Source organism: Catenulispora sp. GP43 (genome assembly GCF_041260665.1).
Taxonomy (GTDB): domain Bacteria; phylum Actinomycetota; class Actinomycetes; order Streptomycetales; family Catenulisporaceae; genus Catenulispora.
In genome coordinates this window covers 374,496-387,823 of record NZ_JBGCCT010000003.1, presented here as the reverse complement: position 1 = coordinate 387,823, position 13,328 = coordinate 374,496, and the positions used below count along the sequence as shown (strand labels likewise).

Here is a 13,328-nt window from a genome sequence, read left to right as displayed (position 1 = left end):
CTACGATTCGTCAGGTGACCAGCCGAGTCCTGCGTGCTCTCTCCGCCTTCGCGCTGTTCGTGGGCGCCGCAAGCCTGCTGCCCGGCAACGCTTCGGCCGCGGCGGCGCGGTCGGCGGCGCAGCCCGTGGAAGTCGGGATCAGCCAGGTCTCGCCGCAGGTGCCGGACTTCAGCACCATCGGCAGCAAGATGAACTTCTCCGGCGTCGTGAAGAACACCGGCTCGACCACGCTGAAGAACCTCCATCTCCAGGTGTGGCGGAGCATGGTGACCAACCGCTCGGCACTGGGCTCGGCCGATGGCCAGGGCTTCGAACTGGACCTGGGCAAGAAGGTCTCCGACAAGCTGGCTCCCAACGCCTCGGCGACCTGGACGCTGTCCCCGACGGAGTTGCAGCTGTTCGGTCTCCAGACGCCGTACGCCGGCGTCTACGCCTTCGACTTCGACGTGATGGACGAAGACGGCCACTTCCTCGGCGGCCAGCGGACCTTCCTGGTGTGGAAGCCGAAGGAAATGTCGGGCGCCCAGCAGGCCCGCGTGGCCCTGATGTGGCCGGTCGTCGGCCAGCCCGGACTGACCGGGCAGAAGATGCCGAACTCCTCGGAGGCGCCGATCCTGGCCGACCAGTCGACGGCCCAGCAGTACGCGCAAGGCGGGCGCCTGAGCAAGGTCCTGCAGGCCGGAGCGGGCCTGCCGCTGGTCAACTGGCTGGTCGACCCGGACGTGCTCGCCACTGCGAACCAGCTGGTCAACGGCTACTTCGCCCCGGATCCCAAGAACAACGACAAACTGACCGGCTACTCCGGCAACGATCCGGGGAGTTTCTACAACCAGGCGTCCGGCATCCTCACCTCGGCCCAGGCCCAGAACTGCTGGAGCCTGCTGTACGGCGACCCGGACGTGAACACCCTGTCCCGCACCGCGGCCGGCCGGAACCTGCTGACCTCGGCCACGGGCATCCAGGCGCCGGCCACCGGCGGCTGCCGCCCGGGCAACCCGGCCGTCGCCTGGCCCTCCGACGGCCAAGCGGACGCGACCACGCTGGCCGCCCTGGCCGGTACCAAGGTGTCGAACATGGTCACGCTGCTTGGCTCGAACGCGGTCTCCACCTGGCCCTCGGCCCACGCCTCGCTGCCGAACAGCCCGAACACGGTCGTCTACGACAACTACCTGTCGAACATCTTCACCGACCCCGCCAAGCCCGCCGCGCCCTCGCTGAGCAACGCCGGGGTCCTGGCCGGGCAGGAGTGGCTGGCGCAGACCGCGCTGGCGAACACCGAGGGCTCGCACATCCTGGTGGTGACGCCGCCGCGGGACTTCGACCCGCCGCAGGAACTGCTCAGCGCGATCAAGGCCATGAGCACGGTGCCCACCAAGGACCAGTGGTTCGGCTTGGACTCGCTGAGCCAGGTGGTCGGCAACACGCCGGCCACGCCGCAGAAGGCCTCGGCGCTGAGCCGGATCACCACCGCGAACCAGACGGACGCCGCCGTGAACTCGGCCTCGGACAGCCAGCAGCTCTACCACGCGCTGCACGCCGTCATCACGGACCAGCAGTACGACACCGCCGTCCCGTTCCGGCCGATAGCGACCTGGTGGCGCGACCACCCCGGCGGCCCGGCCTACGGCAAGACGGTCTACGACACGGTGGTCACCGACCACGGCCTGGTGTCCTTCGGCACCCAGACTCCACCCCTGACGATGTCCGGCAAGTCCGGGACGGTCCCGGTCACCATCAAGAACGACACCGACGCGCCGATCACGATCTACCTGCGCGCACAGGACACCGGCGCGCACACCATGGAGCTCAAGGTCGCTGAGGACCAGGGACCTCACAGCATCAACAAGGGCCAGTCGGCCACTGTCCGTATCCCGGTGCAGGCTCTGGGTAACGGACAGCCGGTCACCCTGCAGGCGACGCTGTACACGTGCAAGGACACGACCGAGAACTGCACGTATTACCCGGCGAACCTGTCCACGCCATTGAAGGCGAACACCAGCGTCACCTACGTCACGGTGAAGGTCAGCCGCATCGGCATCATCGCCCTGGGTCTGATGATCGGCTCGGGTTTCCTGCTGATCCTGTTGATCGGTTTGCGCGTCTACCGCGCCAAGCGCACCCATCACGCCCCCGCACAGGACACAATGGCAAGCTGAAACACCGACAATGATCGGACGACGGACACCACGGACGCGGGGAGCGCTGGAGAGATGACGAGCGACGGCAGTGGTCTGTGGCACCCGGATCCGCCGCGCGAAGACGACGACCAGCGGCCCCGGCACGCTCCCCAGACCGGTCCCGGCGCACCGCAGGGCAGTGATCCTCGTCACGTCCCGGGCCCCGGACCCGCGCCGCAGCAGCCGTGGACGCCGCAGCCGGAGCCGCGGTTCGATCCGCAGACCGGCCGTCCGCTGCCCCCCGACCCGCGGGCCGGCCAGGGCCGCCCCCAGGGTCCGGCGCCGCAGCCGAACCAGCCGCGCCCAGACCACGGCCGCCCCGCTCCGGCCCGTCCGGGGCCGCCCGGCAACGCCGAGCAGCCCGGCTACCGCGAGCAGTACGCCGGCCCGCAGGACCCCTATCGCGGCCGGGACCCGTACGCCGGCGACCCGCGACAGGGCAGCCCGAACCCGCAGCGCGGCGGCGATCAGTACCCGAACCCCGGCGACCCCTCGCGCGGACAGCGCCCCGACCCGCGCGGCCCGCAGCAGTACGCCGCGCCCTCGCACGGCCGCCAGGTCGATCCGCGCCCGGCCCCCGGCCAGCCGGACCAGTACGGCGGCGCGCCCGCGCACAGCGGCGCCCCCTCGCACGCCACCGACCCGCGCCGGGCCCAGGCCGACTCCTGGCAGCCGAGCCCGCCCAACCCGGGTACCGATTCGGGCCACGGGGGCGGCCAGGGGAGCAGCCACGGCCGCCGCCCCGGCGAGGAGAACCGCGCCCTGTTCCGCGACGAGGTGCCGGGCCGCGGCGGCGACCAGCAGCCGCCGTCCTGGCAGGCCGGGCAGCAGGACCGCGAGCCCTACGGCGCGGACGCCGACGAGGACGGCGCCGAGCGCGACTGGCGCGACGATTACGAGGACGCGGTCAGCGCCACGCGCTGGGACCTCTCGCCGATCCCGACGATGACCGTCGCGCCCCGCCGCGCGAACCCCAGCAACCTCGAAGCCCTGATACCGCCACGTCGCGGCCGGGTGCAGGGCCCGGCGACCCGCGGCCCCGGCGGGCCGGCCGGCACCGGACCCGGCACCCGCGAGGGCGCCGCCTATGAGCAGGGCGTCCGGGACCGCACCGGCACCCCGACCGAGGCCCGCCCGCAGGCGCCGGCCGAGCCGAGCATCAGCCGCGCCTCGCGGCTGATGGCCCTGGGCACGCTGGCCTCCCGGCTGACCGGCCTGGTCCGGCAGTTCCTGCTGGTGGCCGCGATCGGCACCGCCGACGTCGCGAACTCCTACACCATCGGCCTGAACCTGCCGAACATGCTGTACATCCTGATCATCGGCGGCGCGCTGAACGCGGTGTTCGTGCCGCAGCTGGTGCGCTCGATGCACCGGGACCGCGACGGCGGCTCGGCCTACGCCAGCCGGCTGCTGACGCTGGTCCTGACCGGCGTGCTCACCCTGACGATCCTCACCGAGCTGTTCACCCCGCAGCTGGTCGACCTGTTCTCCAGCTTCACCGGGTCGAACCGGCAGCTGGCGATCGACCTGGGCCGCATGTTCATGCCGCAGATCTTCTTCCTGGGGCTGTTCGTGGTGCTCGGCCAGATCCTCAACGCCAAGGGCCGCTTCGGTCCGATGATGTGGACGCCGGTGCTGACCAACGTCGTGGTCATCGGCTCCACCGGCGCGTACTGGTACATCAACCGCAGCAACGATCTGACCCCCTCGACCATCCCGGCCGCCGACGTCCGGCTGCTGGGCCTGGGCGTCACGCTGGGCATCGCGGTGCAGGCGCTGACCATGCTGCCGTACATCAAGCAGGCCGGCATGCACCTCACGCTGCGCTTCGACTGGCGGGGGCACGGGCTGGGCAAGGCGGTCACGCTGGCCAAGTGGACGCTGCTGTTCGTGCTGGTGAACCAGATCGGCCTGGCCGTGGTCATGCGCTACGCCTCCGACGTCGGCAACGACGGCTTCGAGCACTGGGGCGTGGCGGCGTACAACAACGCCTACATGATCTGGGGCCTGCCGCAGGCCCTGATCACCGTCTCGGTGATCACCGCGCTGCTGCCCCGGATGAGCCGCGCGGCGGTGAAGAACGACCTGGGCGCGGTCCGCGACGACATCTCCTACGGCCTGCGGGTCACCGGCGTGGCGATCGTCCCGGCGGCGTTCGCGTTCCTGGTACTGGGCCCGCAGATCGCCGTGGTGCTGTTCAAGCACGGCGGTATGTCGATGGACAACGCGCACATCATCGGTTACATGCTGTCAGCGTTCGGACTGGGCCTGATCCCGTTCTCGGCGCAGTTCCTGATGCTGCGCGGCTTCTACGCGTTCGAGGACACCAAGAGCCCGTTCACCATCAACATCTGGATCTCGGCGGCCAACGTGGCGCTGAGCACGGCGGTGTTCTACGCCCTGAAGGGCGGTGGCGAGGAGCGCTGGGCGGTGGTGGCGATGTGCTCGGTCTACGGCGTCGCGTACTGCCTGGGCCTGGCCATCACCGCGCAGAAGCTCAAGCGGCGGCTGCGCGGCCTGGACGGCAAGCGCATCATGCAGACCTACGTCCGGCTGATCGGGGCCTCCGCGGTCGCGGCCGGCGCCACGTTTATCGTCGCCTTATACGTGAACCGTATGGTCGGACAGGGTTGGCTGGGCTCCGCCGTCTCGCTGGCGGTCGGCGGTGGCCTGCTCGCCACCCTGTTCGTGCTGTGCGCCCGCTTGATGCATGTGGAAGAAGTCGAGCAGTTGCTCGGCTCGGTGCGCGCGAAGTTGGGGAGGTAGCCGCCTGGCGAACACGCGGTGTCGACCGATCTGGACACGTTCCCCGATACAACCGCCCATGGTTCTGAACGGTCTGCACAGATGAGGGTCGGACAACGCGCCACGAGGACGGCACGAAACCTAATACCATGAGGCGGGGATGACGAGACCATGCCACAGAGCATGCACGGACCAGGGAGTCATGTGGCAGCCGACCAGACCACCGATCCGGACGGCGGCGTCGGCGCGGACGCCGAGGCGCTGATCCTGTCACTGGGTGTGACCGTGGGCGACCGGCTCGACGGCCGGTACCGCCTGGAGCGAGTCCTGCACACCACCGGCCCGGCCATCACCTGGCTCGCCGCCGACGAGAAGCTGAACCGTCCCAACCGCATCCACCTGCTGCGCTCGGACCAGCCGCGGGCCGAGGCCTTCATGGCCGCCGCCCGGGCCGCCGCCGCGATGGCCGACAACCACTTCGTCCAGGTCCTGGACGCCGTGCCCGACGACGGGCTCTACTACGTCATCACCGAGTGGCTGCACGACGGCCACACCCTGGGCGAGGTCCTGTCCGGCGGCCCGGTCCCGGTCACCGAGGCGGTGCGGATCACCACCGAGCTGGCCCGGGCCATGACCGAGGCCCACGAGCAGGGCCTGGCCCACCTGCGGCTGTCCCCCAAGACGGTGCTGCGCACCGACACCGGCGAGGTGAAGATCCTCGACCTGTGCCTGGCCGCGGCCCTGACCGGCACGGTCTCGCGCGACCCGATGGGCACCGACCTGGGCGCCATCGGCGAGCTGGCCTACGCGCTGCTCACCGGCAAGCGCCCGCAACAGCCGGACCCGGTCCCGCCGAGCGAGCTGCGATCGGAGGTCTCCCCGCAGCTGGACGAGGTGATCCTGCGCATCCTGGGCGACGGTCCGGCCGGTCCCCAGTTCCAGACCCCGACCGAGGTCGCCGACGCCCTGGCCCAGCTGCCGCGCCCGCGCTACGAGGCGCCGCTGCCCTCGACGCCGCAGACCGCGCCGCTGCGCCACCAGCAGACCACGGTCATGCCGGCCATGCCCGCCGGCGCGACGCGCACCACCGCCATGCCGCAGGTCGCGCCGAGCTACCAGCCGGCGCCCCCGCGTCCGGCCTCGCACGGCTCCGGACACGGCGGCTCCCAGCGGCCGAGCTCCTACGACGAGGACGAATACCGTCCGCGCGGCGGGGGTTCCGGCGGCGGTTACGGCGGTTCCCGGGGCTCCGGCGGCGACGGCGGGCGCAACAGCTCGACGCTGATCATCGTCGGCGCGGTCGCCGCGGTGGTCGCCGTGGCGCTGCTGGCCTACACGATGTTCAGCGGCAGCGGGAGCAAGGGCAACCAGAACGCCGGCAACACGAACTCGACCTCGGCGCCGCCCTCCACCGGGGGGTCCAGCCAGGCCCCGGCGGACGCGAACATCACCCCCGCCGCCGTCTCGGTCTACGACGAAGACGACGGCAGCGAGGGCAAGGGCTACCTGACGGGCAACCAGATCGGCGACAAGGGCTGGGTCACCAACCAGTACTGCCAGGCCTACGCGACGCACAGCGGCAGCCAGAAGAGCACGGGCCTGATCTTCGACCTGGGCTCGGCGAAGTCCGTCTCCAACGCCACGGTCACCATCGGTACCGCGGGCGCGGCGATGGAGATGTGGGCCGCCGACCCCTCGGTCACCGCGGCGCCCTCGGTCGTCGGCGGGCAGCCTCCGGCGGACTTCAAGAAGATCGCGTCCGCCGATCCCGGCAGCACCACGGTCACCCTGAAGGCCTCCGCCCCGGCGAACACGCGCTTCGTGCTGATCTGGTTCACCAAGCCGCTGCCGGCGGTGCCGACTCCGGACAAGACCATACATTGCGCCCACGACGACGGTAACCGTTACGGTGACTCGATCGTGTCCGTGAAGTTCAACGCCTCCTGATCCGACCGCCATGCCTCCCCAAGGTGCGGACCTCACCCCCCTCGACGACCGGGCCCTGCTCGCCCGGCACGTCGAGGGGGACGGCGACGCCTTCGGCGAGCTCTTCCGCCGCCACCGCGACCGGCTCTGGGCCGTGGCGCTGCGCACCCTGGGCGACCCGGAGGACGCCGCCGACGCGTTGCAGGACGCGATGATCTCGGCCTACCGGGCCGCGGGCTCCTTCCGCGGCGACTCGGCCGTCACCACCTGGCTGCACCGGGTCGTGGTGAACGCCTGTCTGGACCGGATGCGGCGGCGTGGCAGCCGTCCGACGGTGCCGCTGCCGGAGGTGGAGACCGAGTACGCGCGGCCCACCGTCACCGACGAGATCACCAACACCGATCTGCGCCTGGCGTTGCAGTCGGCGCTGGCGACCCTGCCGGAGGAGCAGCGGGTGGCACTGGTCATGGTCGACCTCGAGGGCTACAGCGTGGACGAGACCGCGGGGGCGCTCGGCGTGGCTCCCGGGACGGTCAAGAGCCGCTGCGCGCGGGCTCGGGCGAAACTCCTGCCGCTCCTGAGACATCTGCGCGAAGGAAATCCGGCGCAATCTCCGGGAAACGGTGAATCGACGGGGAACCAAGGGGGCACGGGCCGCGTCAAAGTTCCGACGCGGCAAGATCGCCGGGAAGGAGGTACGGCCGGATGATGACTGATCCCGCCGCTTCCCGACCCGGGACCCATCTGGACCCCGACCTGTTGGCCGACCTGTTCGAGGGACTGCTCGAGCCCGCCACGGCCGACGAGGCGCGGGCGCACCTGGCCTCGTGCCCGCTGTGCTCCGAGGACTTCGCGCTCATCGCCGGCGAGACCGAACTGGGCAGTCTGGGGAATCTGGGCGACCTGGGCGGGCTGCTGCCGCCGACGCCGATTCCGCACGATGTCATGGCCCGTGTGGAAGCCGCCCTGTACCGCGAGCCGCCCCTGCCCGCCCCCGCCGTTCAGGCGCCGGTGGGCCACCATGCCGCGGCCGCGAGCGCGGCTTCCCCGGCCCGCCGCCGGCGGTTCCGGATCAGCCTCGGCGCCCTGGCCGGGGCGACGCTCGTGGTCGCGGGCGGTATCGGTATCGTCACCGCGGTGAACGGCGGCAGCGCCGACAAGGGCTCGAACGGCAGTAGCGCCGCCGCGGGCCGCGCGCCCGACGCGCAGTCCGGCGGCGGGGCCCACGCCGACACCCAGGTTCCCGGTGGAGCGATGTCGCCGCAGGTCGGAGTGGCTCCCTCCACGAAGCCGGGGGCCGAGCAGCCCAACCCGGGGAGCATCGAGCAGCAGGCCGAGGCCTTGCTCAAGCAGCATGGCCAGACCCCGGCCGGGACCAGTGAGTTCGGCGGGCCCGCGTGCCTGCCGGTGGGCGTGACCGCCGGCACCCGGTTGCTGGGCAGCACGCAGACCGAGTTCGCGGGCAAGCCGGCCCTGCTTCTGGTCTACGCGCGGTCCGACAGCACGACCGTCGCGGACGTCTATGTCGTCGACTCGGCAACGTGCACTCCGGGCAATCCGGGACAAGTCGTCGACCACATCACGGTGCCTCGTCCTTGACACCGTCGTGTTGCCCCTCACGTGGCACTGCCGGGAATGCATCTTGCCTAGGATCGGTTGAGCCAACCGGCACGGCAGATGCCCCCAGGATTCGAGAGGCCAGGCTCACGTGAGCGAGATCCGTAACGTCATCATCATCGGTTCGGGACCCGCCGGGTACACCGCCGCGGTGTACACCGCGCGCGCGGGCCTGAACCCGCTGGTGTTCGCCGGTTCCGTGACCGCCGGCGGCGCGCTGATGAACACCACCGAGGTGGAGAACTTCCCGGGCTTCCCCGAGGGGATCATGGGTCCGGACCTGATGGACAACATGCAGAAGCAGGCCGAGCGCTTCGGCGCGGAGCTGGTCTTCGACGACGTCACCGCGGTGGACCTGAACGGGGCCATAAAGAAGGTCACTGACTCCGCCGGCACCGTGCACCAGGCGCACACCGTCATCGTCTCGACCGGCTCGGCGTACAAGGAGCTGGGCCTGCCGGACGAGAAGCGGCTCAGCGGCAAGGGCGTCTCGTGGTGTGCCACCTGTGACGGCTTCTTCTTCAAGGGCCAGGACATCGTCGTGGTCGGCGGCGGCGACACCGCCATGGAGGAGGCGCTGTTCCTCACCCGCTTCGGGCAGACCGTCACCGTCGTGCACCGCCGCGACGAGCTGCGGGCGTCCAAGGTGATGCAGGAGCGGGCCTTCGCGAACCCGAAGATCTCCTTCATCTGGGACTCCGAGGTCGTCGGCATCGAGGGCGAGGCCCACGTCACCGGGGTGAAGCTGCGCAACCTGAAGACCGGCGAGCAGACCCTGAAGCCGGCCGGCGCGCTGTTCGTGGCCATCGGCCACCTGCCGCGCACCGAGCTGTTCCAGGGGGTGCTGGACCTGGACGACGAGGGCTACATCAAGGTCGCCTCGCCGACCACCCGCACCAGCGTCCCGGCCGTGTACGCGGCCGGCGACGTGGTCGACCACACCTATCGGCAGGCCATCACCGCGGCCGGCACCGGCTGTGCCGCCGCCCTGGACGCTGAGCGCCACCTGTCGGAGCTGGCGCACCACCAGCCCGTCACCGTCTGACTTGTTTCCCGTGAAACATCGCCCGATGTTTCACGGGAAACGTACTCGATCCCAAGGCGCCACCCACCCCGGACTCTGGCTACACGAACTACATGAGGAGCACACCATGGGCGACATCCGCCAAGTGACCGACGCGACCTTCGAGGCCGAGGTCCTGAAGAACGACAAGCCGGTGCTGGTCGACTTCTGGGCGCCGTGGTGCGGCCCGTGCCGCCAGGTCGCCCCGGTGCTGGAGGCGATCTACGCCGAGCACGGCGACAAGATCGACATCGTCAAGCTGAACACCGACGAGAACCCCCTCACCCAGGCCAAGTACGGCGTCCGCTCGATCCCGACGCTCAACGTCTACAGCGGCGGCGAGGTCGTGAAGACGATCGTCGGCGCCAAGCCGAAGGCCCTGCTGCTCAAGGACCTGGCCGCCTACGTCGGCTGATCCAGGAGGTACTTCGTCAAAGGGGCGGTCTTTGGGACCGCCCCTTCGGCTTTGCACCGGAGACAGGAGACAGAGTGCGTAGGGTAGGGGACCGTGACCACTGAACCGACCTACCGCCGCGGCGACTCCGGCCCCGCGGTGGCCGCGATCCGTGAACGCCTGGCCCGGCTCGGCCTCATCGACGCGGGGGCCATCCCCGCGCAGGGCGAGTCGGTCTTCGACGACGCGGTGGAGCACGCGGTCCGCCATTTCCAGCAGACCCGCCGCACCACCGTCGACGGCGTGGTCACCCCCGGCACGATGCGGCTGCTGGAGGAGGCGTCCTGGCGCCTCGGCGACCGCGACCTGGTCCCGTCCCCCGCCGAGCCGCCCTTCGGCGACGACGTGGCCGAACTGCAGCGCTCGCTGCTCACCCTCGGATTCGACTGCGGCCGCGTCAACGGCGCCTACGACCCCACCACCGTGGCGGCGGTCCGCGAGTTCCAGCGCAACGTGGGCCTGCCCGCCACCGGCGTCACCGACCTGCCGACGGTCCAGGCCCTCAACCGCCTGAACCGCCGCATGGCACACGGCGGCCTGCTGCACGCGATGCGCGAATCAGAGGCCATCCAGAGCGCGGGCCCGGCCCTGCCCGGCAAGACCCTGGTCCTGGACCCGGGCCACGGCGGCCCCGACACCGGCGTCACCGCCGGCGGCCTGATCGAGGCCGAGGTCGTCTTCGACATCGCCGACCGCGTCAAGACCCGCCTGGAGAAGCTGAGCGTCACCACCCACATGTCGCACGGCCCCGGCGGCAGCCCCGACGACCGCCGCCGCGCCGAGAAGGCGAACGAACTGGGCGCGGACCTCCTCATCTCCCTGCACTGCGACGCCCACACCAACCCGGCGGCCAGCGGCGTCGCGGCGTTCTACTACGGCAACGACCGCTTCGGCCACAGCTCCCCCACCGGCGAGCGCTTCGCCGGCCTGGTCCAGCGCGAGGTCACCGCGCGCACCGGCCTGGCCAACCTCGGCACCCACGGCATGACCTGGGACGTGCTGCGCTACACGCAGATGCCGGCGGTCCGCATCGAGCTCGGCTACCTCACCAGCCCGCACGACGCCGCCCTGCTCGCCTCGCAGCGCTTCCGCGAGTCGTGCGCCGACGCCATAGTGATCGCGGTCCAGCGGCTGTACCTGCCGCCGGAGTCGGACGCGCCGACCGGGGTGCTGCGGCTGGCGGAGCTGCGCTCGCACTGAGGGCGGGGGCGAGGACGGGGACGGGGACGGGTATCGGCGGCTCGGCACCAGCTGCCGAAGCGATCCTGGACGGCGGCGGGGCCTGGTGTGCCCGACCGCTGCTGCCAGCACCGGTCAGGGGTGCGGCGGCGCGACAAGTCGTGGCAGCTTGGTTCGGCAGCCCGGCGGCATCGGCCTGTCCACACAGCCATCCGCTCCGTCCGGCGGGCCACCGCGGGCTGCGCTCCCGCTAGCGCCCCTACCCTGGAAGGGTGCCCCATCCCCACCAAGCCGTCCTCGTCGGCCGCGGACACCCGGCGATCCGGGCGACGCATGCGAAGACCTTCGAGCTGACCGCGGAGCCGGTCATCAGTGCGCGGGCCACGTGCGTGCTCGCGGTCGGGACCGTGCTGGACCCGAACCTGGCTCCGCTGCGGGGTCGCGTGCGGCTGACGCTGGCGACTCCGGGGCTGCCCGCGCTCGTCGGCGAGGCCACGCTCAACCCGCGCCGGGCGCTCACCGACCGGGCCGTCGTCCGGCGCAGTCGCACGCTCGACGCCGACACGCTGGCCGTCGATTCCACACTCACCGCGGACGACGTCCCCGAGGAGTTCGCCTCGGCGCTCACCGATCCGGGGCGCGAAATCACCCTCACCGTCGAGGAGATCGGGCCGGGCCGTCCTCTGCTCCGCGTCGGTTTCGGCGAGCGGACCCATCTGCCCTCGCTCAAAGACCTCGGCGGGCGGGCGGCCCTGTCGCTGACCATCGCGTCCGACGCACCGGCCAAGGAAGTCGCCGCGACCAACGCAGTCCTCGAACGCGCCGCTGCCGCCGGGGCCCGGGTGGCCGTCGCAAGCCCGTACAAGCCCCTGGAGGCACTGCTGGCCTCCGGCCTACCTCCGGACCCCTACGCATACTTGGGAAGCCCACAGCGCCTCCCCACGCTCCCTCTGACCGCCACGGTGTTCCACATGCCACCCGGCTCCGACCCCTCGGTCCTCGCCGGACGGGACATCTGGATCGAGGACACCTCAGAACTCGACATCGGGACGGCCGTGACGCGCTCGACGCCGGCCGCCGCCGTCGAGGCTCCCGGCGTCCTGACCGTCGTCGGTCCGGCGGCATCAGACAGCGAACTCGCCGACCTCACCGCCGTCGCCCGGGCCCTCACCGCGGCCGGCATCGCTCCCAGGACCCTGACCGAGGCCCTGGCGCCCTTCGGACTCACCCGCAAACGGCTCTACGCGCTTCTCAACGAGCAGGACCAGACATGACCACCCGCACCCCCGCCCTCAAAGTCCTCGCCGGCAAGAAGCTCACCGATCTGGATCCCACCGAGTGGGCTGCGGCGCTGGCTTCGGCCGACCGGGTCCTCGTCGACGTCGGGACCGGCGATGCGCGCACCGCCTACCGGCAGGCCGTCGCGCATCCGGAATGGCTCGTGGTCGGGGTCGATCCGGCGTGGCAGCGCATGACCGAGACCGCCGTGCGGGCCGCGCGCAAGCCGGCGAAGGGCGGGGCGCCGAACCTGATCCTGGTCAGTTCGGCGATCGAGACGGTGCCGGCCGCGCTGCACGGGGTGGCTGACGAGGTCACCGTCCTCATGCCGTGGGGCAAGCTGCTGCGCGGTGTGGTGCTCGGCGAGGACGACGTGCTGTCGGGTCTGCGCGCGGTCGCCAAGCCCGGCGCCCCGCTGGAGATCTCCATCGGCACCAGCATCTGGCGCGAGCCCGTCCCGCTGGAGATCCGCGACCTGCCCGAGCTCACACCGGCCACGGTGGTCTCAACCGGGCTGACCGATCGTCTGGCCGCGCTCGGCTGGCAGGTCGCCGACGTCCGGCTGGTGCCGCACACCGATCTGGACACCATCAGCTCGTCGTGGGCGCGGCGGCTGGGGTCGGGGGCGACGGAGACCGTCCTGCACCTCCGAGCGGTCGCGGTCGACCCACGTGACCCGGTGGGGGCGCAGCACGCCGCTGCCGAACCCGGCCAGGACGCCCCCGATGAACCACAGCGCGATGTGTAGCACGCCCCGGACCGTCAGGCGGCGCCTGATTCCCGAGGCGATCCGCCTCCGCATCAGCCGACTCCCTTCCCAGCGACATCCGGCCACGACCGGCGTGTAAGCGGGGCCGAACCACCCCCGCGGCTGTCTGCGAGGGGGATG

10 protein-coding genes are annotated in these 13,328 nt (G+C 71.3%); all 10 read left to right on the top strand.

The genetic code is table 11. The features are described 5' to 3' along the window. The first annotated feature begins 14 nt into the window (after positions 1-14). The 10 genes from ABH926_RS09000 (at position 15) to ABH926_RS08955 (ending at position 13,187) form a co-directional block, all read left to right on the top strand. Entirely contained in the window at positions 15-2,156 is a 2,142-nt protein-coding gene (locus ABH926_RS09000; protein WP_370364937.1) for a hypothetical protein, read from the top strand. Between the two features lie 54 nt (positions 2,157-2,210). After that, positions 2,211-4,943 (top strand): murein biosynthesis integral membrane protein MurJ, encoded by a 2,733-nt coding sequence (murJ, locus tag ABH926_RS08995; RefSeq protein ID WP_370364936.1) that lies wholly within the window; start codon positions 2,211-2,213, stop codon positions 4,941-4,943. Positions 4,944-5,126: 183 nt separating this feature from the next. After that, positions 5,127-6,869, top strand: coding sequence for a serine/threonine protein kinase (locus ABH926_RS08990; protein ID WP_370364935.1), 1,743 nt, complete (start codon positions 5,127-5,129; stop codon positions 6,867-6,869). A gap of 10 nt (positions 6,870-6,879) precedes the next feature. After that, positions 6,880-7,557, top strand: coding sequence for an RNA polymerase sigma factor SigM (gene sigM, locus ABH926_RS08985; RefSeq protein ID WP_370364934.1), 678 nt, complete (start codon positions 6,880-6,882; stop codon positions 7,555-7,557). Next, positions 7,554-8,447: a zf-HC2 domain-containing protein gene (locus tag ABH926_RS08980; RefSeq protein ID WP_370364933.1), complete on the top strand. Its 894-nt coding sequence runs from the start codon at positions 7,554-7,556 to the stop codon at positions 8,445-8,447. The genes sigM and ABH926_RS08980 overlap by 4 nt, the downstream gene beginning before the upstream one ends. 109 nt (positions 8,448-8,556) lie before the next feature. Further along, a complete protein-coding gene (gene trxB / locus ABH926_RS08975) occupies positions 8,557-9,510 on the top strand; it encodes a thioredoxin-disulfide reductase (protein ID WP_370364932.1) in 954 nt (317 codons plus the stop codon). A 106-nt stretch (positions 9,511-9,616) separates the two neighbouring features. Next, positions 9,617-9,943, top strand: coding sequence for a thioredoxin (trxA, locus tag ABH926_RS08970; RefSeq protein WP_370364931.1), 327 nt, complete (start codon positions 9,617-9,619; stop codon positions 9,941-9,943). Between the two features lie 93 nt (positions 9,944-10,036). Then, positions 10,037-11,182 carry an N-acetylmuramoyl-L-alanine amidase gene (locus ABH926_RS08965; RefSeq protein ID WP_370364930.1) on the top strand — a complete coding sequence of 382 codons (1,146 nt, stop codon included), beginning with the start codon at positions 10,037-10,039 and terminating at the stop codon, positions 11,180-11,182. Between the two features lie 251 nt (positions 11,183-11,433). Further along, positions 11,434-12,435 (top strand): DUF371 domain-containing protein, encoded by a 1,002-nt coding sequence (locus tag ABH926_RS08960; RefSeq protein ID WP_370364929.1) that lies wholly within the window; start codon positions 11,434-11,436, stop codon positions 12,433-12,435. Further along, on the top strand, positions 12,432-13,187 hold the full coding sequence (locus ABH926_RS08955) for an rRNA methyltransferase (RefSeq protein WP_370364928.1): 756 nt from the start codon (positions 12,432-12,434) through the stop codon (positions 13,185-13,187). The genes ABH926_RS08960 and ABH926_RS08955 overlap by 4 nt, the downstream gene beginning before the upstream one ends. The last annotated feature ends 141 nt before the right edge of the window (positions 13,188-13,328 follow it).

Excerpts from the sequence above, each read along its gene's own strand:
- trxA (WP_370364931.1), top strand. The coding sequence starts at position 9,617 with ATGGGCGACATCCGCCAAGTGACCGACGCGACCTTCGAGGCCGAGGTC.
- ABH926_RS08955 (WP_370364928.1), top strand. The coding sequence starts at position 12,432 with ATGACCACCCGCACCCCCGCCCTCAAAGTCCTCGCCGGCAAGAAGCTC.
- murJ (WP_370364936.1), top strand. The coding sequence starts at position 2,211 with ATGACGAGCGACGGCAGTGGTCTGTGGCACCCGGATCCGCCGCGCGAA.
- ABH926_RS08980 (WP_370364933.1), top strand. The coding sequence starts at position 7,554 with ATGATGACTGATCCCGCCGCTTCCCGACCCGGGACCCATCTGGACCCC.
- sigM (WP_370364934.1), top strand. The coding sequence starts at position 6,880 with ATGCCTCCCCAAGGTGCGGACCTCACCCCCCTCGACGACCGGGCCCTG.